This window comes from Enterobacter cloacae complex sp. IR5428 (assembly GCF_049238585.1).
GTDB lineage: Bacteria > Pseudomonadota > Gammaproteobacteria > Enterobacterales > Enterobacteriaceae > Enterobacter > Enterobacter intestinihominis.
In genome coordinates, this window is record NZ_JBMKHV010000007.1 from 76,579 (window position 1) to 96,259 (window position 19,681).

The following is a 19,681-nucleotide window of genomic DNA, read 5'->3' on the forward strand; positions in this document are numbered from 1 at the left end:
TCAGGTTAATATTAACGTCCACCTGGCTCCGTGCCGGATGGGGTTGTTTCACATACCCGCCGTCAATCCATTGCAGCGGGGGTACTGCTAAATCGGTCGCGATTACGCGAGTGCCAGTTTTTGGCGCGCATATTGTAGCGCTTTTTCAATCACTTGCTCAATAGTTAAACTGGTTGAATCCAGCACTAATGCGTCTTGCGCGGGAACAAGTGGTGCGACGGCGCGGTTACGATCGCGGTCATCGCGCTCTTTTATCTCGGATAAAAGGCGATCAAAGTTAACACTAAACCCCTTTTCCTGCAACTGAAGCATGCGGCGTTGAGCACGTTCTTCCGAAGAGGCGTCAAGGAAAATTTTCACTGGCGCATCAGGGAATACCACGGTTCCCATGTCGCGACCGTCGGCGATCAGCCCCGGCGCTTCGCGGAAACCGCGCTGGCGACGTAACAGCGCTTCACGAACGCGTGGGAAAGCCGCCACCTGAGAGGCCGCATTGGCCACTTCCTGCGTACGGATTTCACCGCTGACATCTTCCCCTTCCAGGATCACTTCAAGGTTGCCATCAGTAGAGACAAAGCGCACATCCAGATGTGCAGCCAGCGGTACCAGCGCTTCTTCAGACGCAACATCTACATGATGATGCAGCGCAGCCAGCGCCAGCACGCGATAGATTGCTCCCGAATCTAAAAGATGCCATTGCAATGCTTCCGCCATCGCTTTGCACAGAGTACCTTTCCCTGCGCCACTTGGCCCATCAATGGTGATTACCGGGGCAATTGCCGTCATCTTTTTCTCCTTAATTAAGGCATACCGTTTACATGAACGCCGCGCATTATACGCGCCAACGTGCGCAACTGTTACCTTTGCGTGCAAATTACGGAATGATTGAAGCAGAGTGTAGAAGAAATGAAAGAGGATGACTGTCAGAAAGCGTAAGGAAATGCCGCATCAGGAGATGCGGCATACGATCGTCAGGCCAGGGTGCTAATGCGCGCCAGCTGTTCGAAGTAGTCCGGGAAGGTTTTCGCCGTGCACTTCGGGTCAAGGATGGTGACTGGCGTATCTGACAGCGCCACCAGCGAGAAACACATCGCCATGCGGTGATCGTTGTAGGTGCCAATTTCTGCAAATTGCAGTTTTGCCGGCGGCGTGACGCGAATGTAGTCTTCGCCCTCTTCTACCACCGCCCCCACTTTACGCAGCTCGGTTGCCATTGCGAACAGGCGGTCAGTCTCTTTTACGCGCCAGTTATAGATGTTACGCAGCGTGGTGGTGCCTTTCGCAAACAGCGCAGCGGTGGCGATGGTCATTGCCGCGTCAGGAATATGGTTCATGTCCATGTCGATGGCGTTCAGCTCACCGTGCGTACAGGAGATGAAGTCATCGCCCCAGGTCACAACCGCGCCCATTTTTTCCAGCACGTCGGCAAAACGAATATCGCCCTGCACGCTGTTGCGACCAATACCCGTCACTTTTACCGTACCGCCTTTAATCGCACCCGCGGCCAGGAAGTAGGACGCGGATGACGCATCCCCTTCAACCAGGTAGTTGCCCGGAGACTGGTACTGCTGTGCCCCGCGCACCACGAAGCGCTGATAAGACTGGTTTTCCACCTCAACGCCGAAGGTTTTCATCAGGTGCAGCGTGATATCAATGTACGGTTTAGAAACCAGATCGCCTTTAATGCTAATCACGGTATCATTTGGAGCCAGCGGTGCGGTCATCAGCAGTGCCGTCAGGAACTGGCTGGAGACGCTACCGTCAACCTCAACATTACCGCCAGTGAAACCACCGCGCAGACGCAGTGGCGGGTAATTTTCTTGCTCAAGATAATCAATCTGCGCGCCGCCCTGACGCAGGGCATCGACCAGGTGGCCGATCGGACGCTCTTTCATGCGCGGCTCGCCGGTCAGCACAATATCGTTGCTCCCAAGACACAGCGCAGCGGCCAGAGGACGCATCGCCGTACCGGCGTTACCCAGGAAAAGCTCCAGCGCTTCAGCGGAATGTAATGCGCCGCCGTTACCGGTGACTTCACAACGGGTACGATCGTCTGACAGCGCATACTGAACGCCCAACGCTTTCAGTGCATTGAGCATATGGCGCACGTCATCGCTGTCCAGCAGGTTGGAAAGGACGGTGGTGCCGTTTGCCAGAGCTGCCAGCAGCAGAGCGCGGTTCGAGACACTTTTTGAACCAGGCAGATTAATGGTGCCATCTACCCGCGCGATAGGTTGTAACGTCAGGGATTCCATGAAACTTAACTCTCAACTCAACATAATAAAAACCCCGCAGGAACGCTGCGGGGGTGAAAAACAGCCAATTAACCGTGACGACGTTCGAAGTCGATCATGAAATCAGTCAGGGCTTTAACGCCTTCCAGCGGCATCGCGTTATAGATAGAGGCACGCATACCGCCTACCACACGGTGACCTTTCAGCGCATGCAGACCCGCCGCGAAGGACTCTTCCAGGAACACGTTATCCAGGTTGTTGTCCGCCAGCTGGAACGGCACGTTCATGCGCGAACGGTTAGTTTTGGCGACATCGTTACGGTAGAAATCGCTCTTGTCGATCACGCCGTACAGCAGTTCAGCTTTTTGCTGATTGATCTTGTCCATCTGCGCCACGCCGCCTTTTTGCTTCAGCCATTTGAAGACCAGGCCGGAGAGGTACCAGGCGAACGTTGGTGGAGTGTTGAACATGGAATCGTTGTCGTTCAGGACGGTGTAATCCAGAATTGACGGGCAAGACTTATGGGCTTTCCCCAGCAGGTCTTCACGCACGATAACGATAGTCAGACCCGCAGGACCGATGTTTTTCTGGGCACCCGCGTAGATGACGCCGTAGCGGCTGACGTCCAGCGGCGTGGACAGAATGGTGGAGGAGAAGTCCGCCGTCACAATGACATTTTCGCCAAAGTCTGGCTCTTCGTGAATAGCGATACCGTCGATGGTTTCGTTCGGGCAGTAATGAAGATACGCGGCGTTGTCAGAAAGCTGCCACTCACTCATCGGCTTCACGGCGCGCATACCGTCAACGGTCACTTTGGCATCGATAACGTTCGGCGTGCAATATTTGTGCGCTTCTTTTACCGCACTGGCCGCCCAGTAGCCGGCATCAACGTAATCAGCGGTGGATTTGTCGCCCAGTAGATTGAGCGGAATACCCGCAAACTGACCGCGTCCACCGCCGTGACAGAACAATACTTTGTAGTTCGAGGGAATGTTCAGCAGATCGCGAAAATCCTTTTCTGCCTCTTCCGCCACCTGAATAAACGCTTTACCCCGGTGGCTGACTTCCATCACCGACGTACCCAGACCGTTCCAGTCACACAGCTCCTGTTGAGCCTGTTTGAGCACGTCTGCCGGTAACATTGCCGGACCTGAACTGAAATTAAAGACTTGAGCCATTTCCCCTCACCACGCTAAAAGCCATAAGTTATAACTGTGGATATCGGTTTTATCATTCAGTGACACGCGCCGCAATGTCTAAAACTTATGGCCGAAGAAATGTGCCCCTCGTCACACAAAACAATCTGCCGTACCGTTGTCGCAAAACCGACAATATCGCTGTCAGGTAATGCGTTTAGCCCGGCTAACCTTCGTCCATTCTGGATTTGTACAGCGAGGGCATAATTGATGATCGCCCGCCTGCATGACCACCACGTGGCTGCATTTTATGCAGGCATACTGGCCCGCATCAGGGACGGTTTTGTATCGCTCGATAAGCATATCCGGCAGTATGCACAGGCCGGGCTTGACCTCATCGTCAGGATAGTAATAAACGCTGATTTGACCGTTCGTTTCCATAATCGCCAGACGCACCTGCCCCAGTTGTTCAACGCTGCTTATACGTAGCTCCATAAAGAACTCAAACTCCGTCATATTGGCGCTTTGCACATTCTCCCAGGCCAGTTGACCATCTTCGACAATCACCACCGGTTTTCCTTCGAACAGATCTTCCAGTTTTTCACTTTTCGACATCAGCCACATGACCAGCCGGTACAGCAGCGCAAGCGTCACGAAGACGATAAAAACCGGCACCATCGGCACATCGTCATAAAAGGCAACGTCCCCTGCCGCCGAACCCAGCGTCAGGATAATCAGCACTTCAAACAGTGACATCTGCCGCACGCCGCGACGTCCGGTGATTTTCAGAAACAGGAAGACGAGTACAAAGGTGTACAGGCTACGCAACGCCACTTCGCCTAAAAACTCAGGTGGGACTTTATCAAACGCCATCCGCTGGAGATCAAATGCTTTCATTTTTTTATGCCTTAACAGTAGGTTACTGCTTATAAGCATAGCCCAGCCATTTATTTTCGCCGGAGATAGCACCCGTCACGCAAAACCCGTATCATTGCGCGCTTTACGTACGATAAAAGTGAACGCCATGACTCAAACGTTTATCCCCGGCAAAGACGCCGCTCTGGAAGATTCCATCGCTCGCTTCCAGCAGAAACTGACCGACCTGGGCTTTAATATCGAAGAAGCCTCCTGGCTGAATCCGGTGCCTCACGTCTGGTCCGTGCATATTCGCGACAAAGACTGTGCGCTGTGCTTCACCAACGGCAAAGGCGCGACCAAAAAAGCGGCACTGGCCTCTGCGCTGGGTGAGTATTTTGAGCGTCTGTCCACCAACTATTTCTTCGCCGACTTCTGGCTGGGTGAAACGATTGCCAACGGCCCGTTCGTTCACTACCCGAACGAAAAATGGTTCCCGCTACCCGAAGACGACGAACTGCCGGAAGGCATTCTTGATGCCCGCCTGCGCGCGTTCTACGATCCGGAAAACGAACTGACCGCCAGCATGCTGATCGACCTGCAATCCGGCAATGAGGATCGTGGTATCTGCGCCCTGCCGTTCACCCGTCAGTCTGACGAGCAGACCGTTTACATTCCAATGAACATCGTTGGCAATCTGTATGTGTCTAACGGTATGTCTGCCGGTAACACCCGTAACGAAGCGCGTGTACAGGGGTTGTCTGAAGTTTTCGAGCGTCACATCAAAAACCGTATTATTGCTGAATCCATCAGCCTGCCGGAGATCCCGGCTGACGTGCTGGCGCGCTACCCGGGCGTGGTGGAATCCATCGCCAAACTGGAAGCGGAAGGTTTCCCAATCTTTGCTTATGACGGCTCTCTGGGCGGCAAATATCCGGTTATCTGCGTGGTACTGTTCAACCCGGCAAATGGCACCTGCTTCGCCTCTTTCGGCGCGCACCCGGACTTCGGCGTGGCGCTGGAGCGTACCGTGACCGAACTGCTGCAAGGTCGTAGCCTGAAAGATCTCGACGTCTTCACCCCGCCAACCTTTGATGATGAAGAAGTCGCCGAGCACACCAACCTCGAAACGCACTTCATCGACTCCAGCGGTTTGATCTCCTGGGATATGTTCAAACAGGACGCAGACTATCCGTTCGTGGACTGGAGCTTTGCCGGTACGACGGAAGAAGAGTTCGCCACCCTGATGGCGATCTTCAACGCGGAAGATCAGGAAGTCTATATTGCCGACTATGAACACCTCGGCGTTTATGCGTGCCGTATTATTGTGCCGGGTATGTCGGACATCTATCCGGCAGAAGATCTGTGGCTGGCGAACAACAGCATGGGCGCGCATCTGCGTGAAACCCTGCTGGCCCTGCCGGGCAGCGAGTGGGATAAAGAAGATTATCTGAACCTGATCGCCCAACTGGACGAAGAAGGACACGATGATTTCACCCGCGTACGCGAACTGCTGGGTCTGGCAACCGGAAAAGATAACGGCTGGTACACGCTGCGCATCGGCGAGCTAAAAGCGATGCTGGCGCTGGCGGGCGGCGATCTGGATCAGGCTTTGGCCTGGACCGAGTGGACGATGGAGTTTAACCAGTCCGTCTTCTCCGCCGAGCGCACTAACTATTACCGTTGCCTGCAAACGCTGCTCCTGCTTTCTCAGGAAGACGACCGCGAGCCATTGCAGTATCTGAACGCCTTCGTCCGCATGTACGGTGCAGATGCCGTTGAAGCTGCCAGCGCTGCGCTGAGCGGTGAAGAACCGTTCTATGGCCTGCAAGCGGTTGACAGCGATCTGAAAGCCTTCCCGGCGCATCAGTCACTGCTGAATGCGTATGAAAAATTGCAGAAGGCTAAAGCCGCTTACTGGTCAAAATAAGCGCATATAACATTAATGGCTGTAGGCGTATTCAATCGCCTGAGCTATATTACGGGGCAATTTCATTGCCCCTTTTTTTTATTTTTCCGCAATGACGTTTAATTGTAATAATTAAGTTAACCACGGGTAAATATAAAAACGCTTACCTGGGCTTTACTGTTACTAATTCTAATAAATACTCCATTTTAATTAACTGTTCCACGGGAGGCTGAAGGAAAAAATTCAACTCTTTTCATAACTTTTAAAATTTATTTTTATACGGATAATCAAATACTTACTCCGCTTTTGCTGTAAAACCATACACACTGCGGGCCTATAAGCCAGGCGAGATATGATCTATATCAATTTCTCTTCTATAATGCTTTGTTAGTATCTCGTCGCCGACTTAATAAAGAGAGAGTTAGTGTGAAAGCTGACAACCCTTTTGATCTATTACTCCCCGCTGCGATGGCGAAAGTTGCCGAAGAAGCGGGTGTCTACAAAGCAACGAAACATCCGATGACGACGTTCTTTCTGGCCATTACGGCTGGGGTGTTCATCTCCATCGCTTTCGTCTTCTATATCACAGCCACCACCGGCACTGCCGGGATGCCTTTCGGCATAGCGAAACTGATTGGTGGTATTTGCTTCTCACTGGGTCTGATCCTCTGCGTCATCTGCGGCGCCGACCTCTTCACCTCAACGGTGCTGATTGTTGTGGCAAAAGCCAGCGGAAGAATTACCTGGGGTCAACTGGGGCGCAACTGGCTCAACGTCTACGTTGGCAACCTGATTGGCTGTCTGCTCTTTGTTCTGTTGATGTGGCTTTCTGGCGAGTACATGACCGCCAACGGCGGCTGGGGGCTTAACGTCCTGCAAACCGCCGACCACAAAATGCACCATACATTTATCGAAGCCGTTGCTCTCGGCATCCTTGCAAACCTGATGGTCTGCCTGGCGGTCTGGATGAGCTACTCTGGTCGTAGCCTGATGGATAAAGCCATGATTATGGTTCTGCCGGTTGCGATGTTTGTTGCCAGCGGCTTTGAGCACAGTATTGCGAATATGTTCATGATCCCGATGGGGATTGTTATCCGCAACTTTGCAAGCCCGGAGTTCTGGACTGCTGTTGGTTCAACCCCGGAAAGTTTTTCACACCTGACTATTATGAATTTCATTACTGATAACCTGATCCCCGTCACTATCGGGAACATTATCGGTGGGGGTCTGTTAGTTGGGTTGACATACTGGGTCATTTACCTGCGTGGCGGCGATCATCATTAATGGTTGTCTCAGGCAGTAAATAAAAAATCCACTTAAGAAGGTAGGTGTTACATGTCCGAGCTTAATGAAAAGTTAGCCACAGCCTGGGAAGGTTTTACGAAAGGTGACTGGCAGAATGAAGTCAACGTCCGTGACTTCATTCAGAAAAACTATACCCCGTATGAAGGTGACGAATCCTTCCTGGCTGGTGCAACTGACGCAACCACCAAGCTGTGGGACAGCGTAATGGAAGGCGTTAAACTGGAAAACCGCACTCACGCGCCAGTTGATTTTGACACCTCCGTTGCTTCTACCATCACTTCTCACGATGCTGGCTACATCAACAAAGCCCTTGAGAAAATCGTTGGTCTCCAGACTGAAGCACCACTGAAACGCGCAATCATCCCGTTCGGTGGCATTAAAATGGTTGAAGGTTCCTGCAAAGCGTATAACCGCGAGCTGGACCCAATGCTGAAAAAAATCTTCACCGAATACCGTAAAACCCATAACCAGGGTGTATTCGATGTTTACACCAAAGACATTCTGAACTGCCGTAAATCTGGCGTTCTGACCGGTCTGCCAGATGCCTATGGCCGTGGCCGTATCATCGGTGACTACCGTCGCGTTGCGCTGTACGGTATCGACTTCCTGATGAAAGACAAATACGCGCAGTTCGTCTCTCTCCAGTCTGACCTGGAAAACGGCGTAAACCTGGAAGCGACTATCCGTCTGCGTGAAGAGATTGCTGAACAGCACCGTGCGCTGGGTCAGATCAAAGAGATGGCGGCTAAATACGGCTGTGATATCTCTGGTCCTGCAACCAACGCTCAGGAAGCTATTCAGTGGACCTACTTCGGCTACCTGGCCGCGGTTAAGTCTCAGAACGGTGCAGCAATGTCCTTCGGCCGCGTATCCACCTTCCTGGATGCGTATATCGAACGCGATATCAAAGCAGGCAAAATCACCGAGCAAGACGCTCAGGAAATGATTGACCACCTGGTCATGAAACTGCGTATGGTTCGTTTCCTGCGTACTCCAGAATATGATGAGCTGTTCTCTGGTGACCCAATCTGGGCAACCGAATCTATCGGCGGTATGGGCGTAGATGGCCGTACGCTGGTAACCAAAAACAGCTTCCGCTTCCTGAACACCCTGTACACCATGGGTCCTTCTCCGGAGCCGAACATCACCGTTCTGTGGTCTGAAAAACTGCCACTGAACTTCAAGAAATTCGCCGCTAAAGTGTCCATCGACACCTCTTCTCTGCAATACGAGAACGATGACCTGATGCGTCCGGACTTCAACAACGACGACTACGCTATCGCGTGCTGCGTAAGCCCAATGGTTGTTGGTAAGCAAATGCAGTTCTTCGGTGCGCGTGCAAACCTGGCGAAAACCATGCTGTACGCAATCAACGGCGGCGTTGACGAAAAACTGAAAATGCAGGTTGGTCCTAAGTCTGAACCGATCAAAGGCGACCTTCTGAACTTCGACGAAGTGATGGAGCGCATGGATCACTTCATGGACTGGCTGGCTAAGCAGTATGTCACTGCGCTGAACGTCATCCACTACATGCACGACAAGTACAGCTACGAAGCCTCTCTGATGGCGCTGCACGACCGTGACGTCGTTCGCACCATGGCGTGTGGTATCGCAGGTCTGTCCGTTGCGGCTGACTCCCTGTCTGCAATCAAATATGCGAAAGTTAAGCCAATTCGTGACGAAGATGGTCTGGCTATCGACTTCGAAATCGAAGGCGAATATCCGCAGTTTGGTAACAACGACGCTCGCGTTGATGACATGGCGGTTGACCTGGTAGAACGTTTCATGAAGAAAATTCAGAAACTCACTACCTATCGTAACGCTATCCCGACTCAGTCTGTTCTGACCATTACCTCTAACGTTGTGTATGGTAAGAAAACCGGTAACACCCCAGACGGTCGTCGTGCTGGCGCGCCATTCGGCCCAGGTGCTAACCCAATGCACGGTCGTGACCAGAAAGGTGCGGTTGCCTCTCTGACCTCCGTTGCTAAACTGCCGTTTGCATACGCGAAAGATGGTATCTCTTACACCTTCTCTATCGTGCCAAACGCGCTGGGTAAAGACGACGAAGTGCGTAAAACTAACCTCGCGGGTCTGATGGATGGTTACTTCCACCACGAAGCGTCCATTGAAGGTGGTCAGCACCTGAACGTGAACGTGATGAACCGTGAAATGCTGCTCGACGCGATGGAACATCCTGAGAAATATCCTCAGCTGACCATCCGCGTATCTGGCTACGCAGTACGTTTTAACTCCCTGACGAAAGAACAGCAGCAGGACGTTATCACCCGTACTTTCACTCAGTCCATGTAAGTGGAATTGACTGAAATCACGCGTTAAAAAGCGTACAATAAAGGCTCCACGCAAGTGGGGCCTTTTTAACACCCTCGCTTCATCAGTCTCTTTTGTCCGCTATCTATACTTAATGGATAACAGCCAAAACAGACTCGACATAGCCTTTGAGCTGTGCATCTACATAGGCCCCCGGATGGGCCAAATTCGGAGATATCACCGCAATGTCAATTATTGGTCGCATTCACTCCTTTGAATCCTGTGGCACCGTCGATGGCCCGGGGATCCGCTTTATCACTTTCTTCCAGGGCTGCCTGATGCGCTGCCTGTACTGCCATAACCGTGACACCTGGGACACCCATGGCGGTAAAGAAGTCACCGTTGAGGATCTGATGAAAGAGGTGGTGACCTATCGCCACTTCATGAACGCGTCAGGTGGTGGCGTGACGGCATCCGGCGGTGAAGCTATTCTTCAGGCTGAATTTGTGCGCGACTGGTTCCGCGCCTGCCATAAAGAAGGTATTCATACCTGCCTCGACACCAACGGCTTTGTGCGCCGTTACGATCCGGTTATTGATGAACTGCTTGAAGTGACCGATCTGGTGATGCTCGATCTCAAGCAGATGAACGATGAGATCCACCAGAATCTGGTTGGCGTCTCAAACCACCGTACGCTGGAATTTGCCAAATACATTGCCAACAAAGGCGTCAAGACCTGGATCCGCTACGTGGTGGTACCGGGCTGGTCAGATGATGATGATTCTGCACATCGTCTGGGCGAATTTACCCGGGATATGGGTAACGTGGAGAAAATTGAACTCCTGCCCTATCACGAGCTGGGTAAACACAAATGGGTGGCAATGGGTGAAGAGTACAAGCTCGATGGCGTGAAGCCGCCGAAAAAAGAGACGATGGAGCGCGTCAAAGGTATTCTTGAGCAGTATGGCCACAAGGTCATGTATTAACGAAAAGGCCCGGTGAAAACCGGGCCTTTTTATATTCTATTTAAAGACGCCGTTAATCACGGAAGTCACAATCGCGGTACTCAGCGCAATTAAGACCAGGTCGTCACCCACCACGCGCCATTCATAGCCCGGATAAGAAGGAAGCTGACCCAGCATATCGGCTGGCACGGTTTTCTTCGCAATACCCGGAGGTAGTGGCTTACCGCGCGCCAGGTTTTTCGCAATACCCGGAGGCAGAGAGTCGTAGCCCGTTAAGCCGTAATTCAGTGCCAGATGGCGGGCATGATCGAAGCTCACGCGGACGTCAACATCATGACCAATATCGTTGCTGTTTTTAAAGCTCTTATCCGATTTCCCTGGATTATCCTGGCCGGTATTGTGCTTATTACCATGGTTACCAGCGTTCCCGTTACCATGATTGCCGCTATTACCTTGTCCGCCACCGTTTCCGTGACCACCGCCATTCCCGTTTCCTGGATTAGCCATGGCCGGAGCCGTTGCAAACGTTAAAGCCAACACTACGGCAAGTGCGGTAGTGGAAAAACGACGAGTAGACATGATTGCTGCCTTTTAGTGGTAGAACTCATTTGAATTATCGCCAGGCAGTAAAAACTCACAATAAGTAAAAGTCTTATATGTGACAGGGACAAAAAAGCCTGTCATCGACAGGCTTTTATTTAATCAGGCATGTGCCACTGGCGTTGGGTGCTCGCCCACTTTGCGCAGCAACATTAACAGATAAATAAACGATACGCTGGCGATCATGATAAACAGCAGATTATCAGAGTAATTTTGCATGAGCATAGCGGTAAAAGTCGGCCCCAGTAAACTGCCGATGGTGTAACTCAGCAACAATGCCTGGTTCATCGCCACCAGCTGGTGATGCTCAACTTTCTCACAGGCCCAGGCCATCGCGACCGGATAGAGCGTAAAACCCGCAGCCCCCAGAATGAACAGCGCAGGCGCCATCGCGGCGTTGCTGAGCATGGCGAGACAGCCCATGATGACCACGAAAACCTGGACGCGCAGCACCAGCAGACGACCAAAGCGGTCCGCCAGGCGGCCAATCGGCCACTGGCCGACAATCCCTGCGCTGACCATCACCGCCATCCAGAAACCGATCCCGGAATCACTGACGCCCTGATGGTTGAGATAGAGCGGCATCAGGCCATAGAGCGAGCCCAGCACAATCCCGGAAATAATACAGCCGTTAATCCCCAGGCGCGCATGGCGCAGTCTCAGCATCGGCCAGACGTGGGTGGCCTCCTGATGCTCACTGCTCTGGTTCACGATACGGGTAAAGAGCAGCGGCAGAATTGCGGCCAGCACCATCCCTGTTACCCATGGCAGAACGCTCATCAGGTCGGTTGGGAATTTGCTGACCATCAGTTGTCCCAGAACGGTACCGACGTAGTAAACCATCATATAAGCCGCCAGCAGACGCCCGCGATTACGGGACGTGCCGCTGCACATCAGCGCACTTTCAACCACCACCCAGATCATGGCGCAGCCAACGCCCGCAATAAAGCGCCAGACCATCCAGCTCCAGAAGCCGACCATCAGTCCTAAACCGGCGCATCCGACGGCAAAGATCAGTGACGCCAGATAATAACTGCGGTTAAAACCAAAGCGCTTAATAAGGCTGCCCGTTAATAAGGTGCCCAGCAGATTGCCCGTAAAAAAGGACGAGCTAACCATACCCACCTGCCAGGTTGGTAAGTTTTCATGGGCGAGCCATAGCGGGACGAGTGTGTTCAACACCGCGATCGCCAGGGTCAGCAAAAGCAGGCCACAGAGCAACAAAAGCACCGGGCGGGTATAGGTGGTCATGGATTAAAAACCGTGAGGAAGTTCAGATTTCGTGCGCATCATGCCACTGGCAAAAACAAAGTCAATCCACCGATTCAGGCGTCACGCACGATATGCGCCTTGTCGATTTAAAAAACTCATCCTGCTAATGCAAAGCCTGCTACCAATATTAATTATCTATTTGTTTTTATTTATTTCCGGGAATTTTAACAGCGAAACATCAGTCGAAAAATTTCATGAATGAAAAAAGAAAAGCCGGGCACTATGTCCCGGCTTTTTATAACAAAATCTAAATTTAGCTGGCGACAGCCATACCGACCGTCATATGCAGACCGTAAAATACGCCGCGACCAATTAACTCCCCTGCCAACACCAGCATAAAGGCCAGTGACAGCAACGGTAGCGCAGGCGCGTAACCTTTAAGCTGAGGGGCAATCCAGCACACCAGCGCCGCCGTCAGCAGCACCACACGCCAGGCCATCAGAGAACCGTAATCCGGTACCAGCGCCGAAGCCTGTTGGATAGAGCTGTGAATCGTCGCCAGCTCCGCTCCCTGCATAAGCGCTACAACGGTACTGATGACCAGTGCCAGCAGCGAGACCGCGGGCAGCAGGCGCATCGCCCAACCATTAATGCCAGCTACACGCAGAAGCAGATAACCCAGCAGCGGCCCGCCAATAAACATGGTCAGGAAGAAGCTCATCGGCGTCCAGACGCTGTACCAGGTCGGAACGGTATCAATGGTGTTGTACACCCGGACCATCATCCAGACGAAGACAACGCCCAGTACCATGGTGACGATGAGCCACAACGCACGTAACCCTGACGGCAGCTTTTTCAGCGCTGCCAGTAACCACCCCAGCCCGCCAACTGCAAAGAATATTGCGCCGCTGGCAATCTCGTTACTCAGCGAAGAGGCACCTACGCGGTTCAGGGAGTTAAACGCGCGCATCGGTGAGCCCAGGTGCAGCGTAGAGGCGATAAACCCAATCCCCATCAACACCCACAGGCCAAACATGCTCAACACTAAACGCTGCTGCTGTTCAGCATTGAGGTTCCCTTTTAACAGCGCCAGCGCAAGGACGATAAACCCGCCTGCCACACACTGCCCAAAGACCGTGAAGATCATAAGCGGCCATTCATGCCATCCACTTCCCATCTCACACCTCCTTCGGGTTTGCCAGGTAGCCGGTGGTGTCACCCGTCGGACGGCTGTTGGCGTTAGGTTTAATCACAATACTCGGCTTCGTGAAGTGCGCAGACGGCAGCGGCGCGACCGCAGCAAGCTGACCGTGTTTTTTACGCAGCTCTTCAATCGGGCCAAAGTCCAGCGCGCGCAGCGGGCAGGACTCGACGCAGATGGGCTTTTTGCCGTCCGCCACGCGGCTGTGGCAGCCGTCGCACTTGGTCATGTGGCCTTTAGCCGCGTTATACTGCGGCGCACCGTACGGGCAGGCCATGTGGCAGTAGCGACAGCCAATGCAGACATCCTCGTCCACCACCACAAAACCGTCGTCGCGCTTGTGCATTGCCCCGCTCGGGCAGACCTTGGTGCAGGCCGGATCTTCGCAGTGGTTGCAGGCAATCGACAGGTAATAGGCGAAGACGTTCTGATGCCAGACGCCGTTATCCTCCTGCCAGTCGCCGCCCGCGTATTCATAAATACGACGGAAGCTGACGTCCGGGGTCAGGTCTTTATAATCCTTGCAGGCCAGCTCGCAGGTTTTGCACCCGGTGCAGCGGCTGGAATCAATAAAAAATCCATACTGGGTTGTCATCGGTTACTCCTTACGCCTTTTCAACCTGAACGAGGTTTGTGTGGGATGGGTTGCCCTTCGCCAGCGGCGATGGACGCTGCGTAGTGAGAACGTTGATGCAGCCCGCCTGATCGATACGGTTCGCATCCGGGTTATACCAGGCCCCTTCCCCCAGCGCGACAACGCCAGGCATCATGCGCGGAGTCACTTTAGCTTCGATATGCACTTCGCCACGTCCGTTGAAGATACGTACGCGATCGCCATTACTGATGCCGCGCGCTTTCGCATCCATCGGGTTGATCCACATCTCCTGTCGGCAGGCCGCTTTCAGAACGTCAACGTTGCCGTAGGTGGAGTGAACACGCGCTTTGTAGTGGAAACCGGTTAACTGAAGTGGGAATTTCTCCGTCAGCGGATCGTTGTAGTTTTCGAAGCCAGGCGTATAGATCGGTAGCGGATCGATAACGTCCCCTTCCGGCAATTCCCACGTTGCGGCAATTTTTGCCAGCTCTTCGGAGTAGATCTCGATTTTGCCCGACGGCGTGGTCAGCGGATTGGCCTGCGGATCGTCGCGGAAGGCTTTATACGCCACGTGATGCCCTTCCGGATCGCGCTGCTTGTACATGCCCTGCTTGCGGAAGGTATCGAAGTCCGGCAGGTCTGGAATGGCTTTGCGTGAGAGCTCGTGCAGATGGCGCATCCACTCTTCCTGAGTACGCCCCTCTGTGAACTGCTGCTCAACGCCAAGGCGTTTCGCCAGCTCGGACGTCATCTCATAGATAGTTTTGCACTCGAAGCGCGGTTTGATGGCCTGGTCTGTGAAGATCACATAGGACATGTTGCCGCAGGAGGCGTCCAGCGCGAAATCCATCTGCTCAGAGGCGGTGCAGTCTGGGAGCAGAATATCGGCATACTTCGCCGATGAGGTCATGTGGCAGTCGATCACCACAATCATTTCGCACTTCTTGTCGTCCTGCAAGATTTCGTGGGTGCGGTTGATCTCTGAGTGCTGGTTGATCAGGCAGTTACCGGCATAGTTCCAGATCATTTTGATCGGCACATCCAGCTTATCTTTGCCCCGAACACCGTCGCGTAGCGCGGTCATTTCCGGGCCGCGCTCGATCGCGTCCGTCCACATAAACATGGAGATGCTGGTCTGAACCGGGTTATCCAGCGTTGGCATACGTTCAAACGGTACTTCATACGAGCCTTCACGCGCCCCGCTATTACCGCCGTGAATGCCGACGTTGCCAGTCAGAATCGAGAGCATAGAAATAGCGCGGGTGGCAATTTCGCCGTTCGCGTGACGCTGCGGTCCCCAGCCCTGGCTGATATAAGCCGGTTTTGCTGAACCAATTTCACGGGCCAGCTGAACAATACGTTCGACTGGAATGCCGGTGATGGTGGATGCCCACTCAGGGGTTTTCGCTACCCCGTCGCTGCCCTGACCAAGAATATACGCTTTGTAATGCCCGTTAGCCGGTGCGCTGGCTGGCAGCGTCTTCTCGTCATAGCCGACGCAGTATTTATCAAGGAACGGCTGATCGACGAGGTTTTCAGTGATCATCACATACGCCAGCGCATTGACCAGCGCCGCATCGGTACCAGGGCGGATAGGGATCCACTCGTCTTCTCGCCCCGCGCCGGTATCGGTGTAGCGCGGATCGACGATGATCATACGTGCGTTGGATTTGGCGCGCGCCTGCTCAAGATAATAGGTTACCCCACCGCCGCTCATACGCGTTTCGCCCGGGTTGTTGCCGAACAACACCACCAGCTTGCTGTTTTCTATATCCGACGGGCTGTTACCGTCTGCCCAGCCGCCATAGGTGTAGTTCAGGCCCGCGGCAATCTGTGCGGAAGAGTAGTCGCCATAATGGTTGAGATAGCCGCCGCAGCAGTTCATCAGGCGCGCTACCAGCGTTTTACCCGGCGGCCAGGAGCGGGTCATGGTGCCGCCCAGCGTCCCGGTGCCATAGTTCAGGTAGATGGATTCGTTGCCGTATTCTTTGATCAGGCGCTGCATGTTGGTCGCGATAATATCGTAGGCTTCGTCCCAGCTAATGCGCTCGAACTTCCCTTCCCCACGCTTACCGACACGCTTCATCGGATATTTCAGACGATCCGGGTTATAAACGCGACGGCGCATTGAGCGGCCACGCAGACAGGCACGAACCTGGTGTAACCCTTCGTAGTTATCATCGCCGGTATTGTCGGTTTCAACGTATTTGATTTCACCGTCCACAACATGCATACGCAGGGGACAACGGCTACCACAGTTAACGGTACAGGCACTCCACACCACTTTTTCCGGGGCTGAAGCGGGAGACAGAGCCGCCGACGCCAGACGGGTAAAAGGAAGCGTAAAGGCGCTGCTGGCAACCGCCAGACCACCTATTGCCGTGGTTTTCATCAACCCACGGCGAGTGACCTCGGCAGCCATTAACGCTTCAGGCGCTTTGATTTTCATAAAGACTCACTTTGGTTGCTCACAAAGAAAAGAGAGGCGGCGCATACCGCTATGTAGTTTTATATATAACGAATTCCTTCGTTACAGGTGTTTTATGCTAACTTTCGTTCGGAGGAGTATTACTACTTTAGAGGGAGGGAATATTGCGTCGTATCAAATCAAAGATATAAAAAAAGCGCCCTGAGGCGCTTTTTTGTTTTGCAGCAAAATATTAGCCGATGAACTGCTGGCCTTTCATGTAAGGACGCAGCACCTCAGGGATCTCAATACGACCATCTGCCTGCTGGTAGTTCTCCAGCACGGCAACCAGCGTACGGCCAACCGCCAGACCAGAACCGTTCAGGGTATGAACCAGACGGGTCTTCTTGTCGGACTTGCTGCGGCAACGCGCCTGCATACGACGCGCCTGGAAATCCCAGACGTTAGAGCAAGAGGAGATTTCACGGTAGGTGTTTTGCGCAGGCACCCAGACTTCGAGGTCGAAGGTTTTGCAGGCGCCGAAGCCCATGTCACCGGTGCACAGCGCCATACGGCGGTATGGCAGCCCCAGCAGCTCCAGCACTTTCTCTGCGTGACCTGTCATCTCTTCCAGCGCGTCCATAGACTCTTCCGGACGAACGATCTGCACCATCTCAACTTTATCGAACTGGTGCATACGGATCAGACCGCGCGTATCACGACCGTAAGAACCGGCTTCAGAACGGAAACATGGAGAGTGCGCAGTCAGTTTGATTGGCAGATCGTCTTCGTCGATGATCTCATCACGCACGAGGTTGGTCAGCGGCACTTCCGCGGTTGGGATCAGCGCGTAGTTGCTGCTGTCAGCTTCTTCGTCCAGCGGACGGGTATGGAACAGATCGCCGGCAAATTTCGGCAGCTGGCCTGTACCGTACAGCGTATCGTGGTTAACCAGATACGGAACGTAGGTTTCGCTGTAGCCATGCTGCTCGGTGTGCAGATCCAGCATAAATTGCGCCAGCGCGCGATGCAGGTGAGCAATCTGACCTTTCATTACCACGAAGCGAGAACCGGTCAGCTTAACCGCAGCCGCAAAGTCCAGGCCCGCGTGCATTTCGCCCAGCGTCACGTGATCGCGCACCTCGAAGTCAAACTCGCGAGGCGTACCCCAGCGTTTCACTTCAACGTTGTCGTTTTCGTCTTTGCCGACAGGGACGCTGTCGTCAGGAATGTTCGGGATCGCCAGAGCGATATCACGAATTTCAGCCTGAAGAACGTCCAGTTCAGCTTTCGCCTGATCCAGCTCTTCACCCAGTTTGTTCACTTCCAGGCGTAATGGCTCAATATCTTCCCCGCGCGCTTTCGCCTGGCCAATGGATTTCGATCGAGAATTACGCTCTGCCTGCAGATTTTCTGTTTGTACCTGCAAAACTTTACGACGCTCTTCAAGAGCGCGCAGCTTATCTACATCCAGCTTAAAGCCCCGGCGTGCCAGTTTTTCAGCGACTGCGTCTGGCTCATTACGCAGCAGATTGGGATCGAGCATGCTTATCCTGTGCTTATCGAATTAAAAGAGGAAAAAGTGACCACAGCCTGCGGCCACAGAGATATATTGCCAACATTACCGCAACGATTGAACTAACGGTAGCGTTTTATAGGGCTATTTTGATCCTGTCCGGCAAGCCAGGCGAGCTTTTCGCCAATCTTACCCTCAAGACCTCTGTTTGTGGGGTGATAATAGCGGGTTTGTGCCATCTCCTGCGGGAAATACTCCTCGCCGGCGGCGTAGGCGTTGGGTTCGTCATGGGCGTAGCGATACTCCTGCCCGTAACCCATCTCTTTCATCAATTTGGTTGGCGCATTGCGCAGATGAACCGGCACATCGTAGTCCGGACGTTCACGTGCATCCGACATCGCCGCTTTGAAGGCGGTATACACCGCGTTACTTTTCGGTGCGCAAGCCAGATACACAATCGCCTGCGCAATGGCACGCTCGCCCTCCGCAGGCCCGACGCGGGTAAAGCAGTCCCAGGCGGAAATAGCGACCTGCATGGCGCGTGGATCGGCATTACCGACATCTTCTGACGCAATCGCCAGGCAGCGACGCGCGACATATAACGGATCGCCACCGGCGGTGATGATACGCGCATACCAGTAGAGCGCCGCATCCGGAGCGCTGCCGCGCACGGACTTATGTAAAGCAGAGATGAGGTCGTAAAAACGATCGCCTTTATTATCGAAGCGCGCGCTGCGCTCACCGGCAATTTCGGTGAGCAGTTCAGGCTTTAATACGCGCTTGCCCGCATCGTCCACTTCGGCCATATCGGCCATCATTTCGAGCGTGTTCAACGCACGACGGGCATCACCGTTAACCAGTTCGGCGATAGCAAGACGCGTCTCGTCCGGCAGAACGATATCCTGTCCGCCGTAACCACGCGCGTTGTCCTCCATCGCCTGCGTCAGAACTTTTTCGATATCTTCCGTGGTAAGCGATTTAAGCAGATACACGCGCGCCCGGGAGAGCAGAGCAGAATTCAGTTCAAACGACGGGTTTTCCGTGGTGGCGCCGATAAAGAAAATCGTACCGTCTTCAATATGCGGCAGAAAGGCGTCCTGCTGGCTCTTGTTGAAGCGGTGAACTTCGTCGACAAACAGAATGGTGCGACGTCCGGCATTGCGGTTTTGTCGCGCCCGCTCGATCGCCTCGCGGATCTCTTTCACCCCCGACGTGACCGCCGAGATGCGCTCAACGTCCGCGTTGGCATAGCGGGCGATCACTTCAGCGAGCGTGGTTTTTCCGGTGCCGGGTGGCCCCCAGAGGATCATGGAGTGCAGATGCCCCGCCTCAATAGCGCGCGGCAAGGGTTTCCCCGCAGCCAGCAGATGTTGCTGACCGATGTACTGCGCTAAATTTTCTGGCCGCATACGGGCGGCCAGAGGTTGAAACGCATTATCTGAAAAATCGAGCGACAGGTTGCTCACTCATGCCTC

At 53.6% G+C, this 19,681-nt stretch carries 15 protein-coding genes; 4 read left to right on the forward strand and 11 right to left on the reverse strand.

All coding sequences use genetic code 11. The features are described from left to right. Positions 1 to 102: 102 nt before the first annotated feature. From cmk to ACOTXC_RS12350, 4 genes are all read right to left on the reverse strand, one after another. A complete protein-coding gene (gene cmk, locus ACOTXC_RS12335; protein ID WP_015570968.1) occupies positions 103 to 786 on the reverse strand; it encodes a (d)CMP kinase in 684 nt (227 codons plus the stop codon). 185 nt (positions 787 to 971) lie between these two features. Beyond that, on the reverse strand, positions 972 to 2,255 hold the full coding sequence (gene aroA, locus ACOTXC_RS12340) for a 3-phosphoshikimate 1-carboxyvinyltransferase (RefSeq protein ID WP_032624533.1): 1,284 nt from the start codon (positions 2,253 to 2,255) through the stop codon (positions 972 to 974). 68 nt (positions 2,256 to 2,323) lie between these two features. Continuing rightward, the gene (gene serC / locus ACOTXC_RS12345; RefSeq protein ID WP_022647627.1) at positions 2,324 to 3,412 is read right to left on the reverse strand and encodes a 3-phosphoserine/phosphohydroxythreonine transaminase; all 1,089 of its coding nucleotides are present in this window, start codon (positions 3,410 to 3,412) and stop codon (positions 2,324 to 2,326) included. A gap of 162 nt (positions 3,413 to 3,574) precedes the next feature. Beyond that, entirely contained in the window at positions 3,575 to 4,267 is a 693-nt protein-coding gene (locus ACOTXC_RS12350) for a DUF421 domain-containing protein (RefSeq protein WP_023299721.1), read from the reverse strand. Between the two features lie 127 nt (positions 4,268 to 4,394). Between ACOTXC_RS12350 and ycaO the strand changes: the two genes are divergently transcribed. The 4 genes from ycaO (at position 4,395) to pflA (ending at position 10,696) form a co-directional block, all read left to right on the forward strand. Further along, the gene (ycaO, locus tag ACOTXC_RS12355) at positions 4,395 to 6,155 is read left to right on the forward strand and encodes a 30S ribosomal protein S12 methylthiotransferase accessory factor YcaO (RefSeq protein ID WP_022647625.1); all 1,761 of its coding nucleotides are present in this window, start codon (positions 4,395 to 4,397) and stop codon (positions 6,153 to 6,155) included. A 405-nt stretch (positions 6,156 to 6,560) separates the two neighbouring features. Continuing rightward, on the forward strand, positions 6,561 to 7,418 hold the full coding sequence (gene focA, locus ACOTXC_RS12360; RefSeq protein WP_017384832.1) for a formate transporter FocA: 858 nt from the start codon (positions 6,561 to 6,563) through the stop codon (positions 7,416 to 7,418). 51 nt (positions 7,419 to 7,469) lie between these two features. Beyond that, positions 7,470 to 9,752, forward strand: coding sequence for a formate C-acetyltransferase (gene pflB, locus ACOTXC_RS12365; protein ID WP_022647624.1), 2,283 nt, complete (start codon positions 7,470 to 7,472; stop codon positions 9,750 to 9,752). Positions 9,753 to 9,955: 203 nt separating this feature from the next. After that, positions 9,956 to 10,696 carry a pyruvate formate lyase 1-activating protein gene (gene pflA, locus ACOTXC_RS12370; RefSeq protein ID WP_003858250.1) on the forward strand — a complete coding sequence of 247 codons (741 nt, stop codon included), beginning with the start codon at positions 9,956 to 9,958 and terminating at the stop codon, positions 10,694 to 10,696. A gap of 36 nt (positions 10,697 to 10,732) precedes the next feature. On the opposite strand, the gene ACOTXC_RS12375 is transcribed toward pflA, so the two are convergent. From ACOTXC_RS12375 to rarA, 7 genes are all read right to left on the reverse strand, one after another. Continuing rightward, entirely contained in the window at positions 10,733 to 11,254 is a 522-nt protein-coding gene (locus ACOTXC_RS12375) for an anti-virulence regulator CigR family protein (RefSeq protein ID WP_048966413.1), read from the reverse strand. Positions 11,255 to 11,377: 123 nt separating this feature from the next. After that, positions 11,378 to 12,526: an MFS transporter gene (locus tag ACOTXC_RS12380; RefSeq protein WP_023305804.1), complete on the reverse strand. Its 1,149-nt coding sequence runs from the start codon at positions 12,524 to 12,526 to the stop codon at positions 11,378 to 11,380. 274 nt (positions 12,527 to 12,800) lie between these two features. Beyond that, on the reverse strand, positions 12,801 to 13,664 hold the full coding sequence (locus ACOTXC_RS12385; RefSeq protein WP_048966414.1) for a dimethyl sulfoxide reductase anchor subunit family protein: 864 nt from the start codon (positions 13,662 to 13,664) through the stop codon (positions 12,801 to 12,803). 1 nt (position 13,665) lies between these two features. Continuing rightward, a complete protein-coding gene (locus ACOTXC_RS12390) occupies positions 13,666 to 14,283 on the reverse strand; it encodes a DMSO/selenate family reductase complex B subunit (protein WP_017384545.1) in 618 nt (205 codons plus the stop codon). Positions 14,284 to 14,293: 10 nt separating this feature from the next. Continuing rightward, positions 14,294 to 16,732, reverse strand: coding sequence for a dimethylsulfoxide reductase subunit A (gene dmsA / locus ACOTXC_RS12395; protein ID WP_421767716.1), 2,439 nt, complete (start codon positions 16,730 to 16,732; stop codon positions 14,294 to 14,296). A gap of 211 nt (positions 16,733 to 16,943) precedes the next feature. After that, positions 16,944 to 18,236, reverse strand: coding sequence for a serine--tRNA ligase (gene serS, locus ACOTXC_RS12400; protein ID WP_003858266.1), 1,293 nt, complete (start codon positions 18,234 to 18,236; stop codon positions 16,944 to 16,946). Positions 18,237 to 18,328: 92 nt separating this feature from the next. Continuing rightward, positions 18,329 to 19,672, reverse strand: coding sequence for a replication-associated recombination protein RarA (gene rarA, locus ACOTXC_RS12405; protein WP_022647619.1), 1,344 nt, complete (start codon positions 19,670 to 19,672; stop codon positions 18,329 to 18,331). Positions 19,673 to 19,681: the final 9 nt, after the last annotated feature.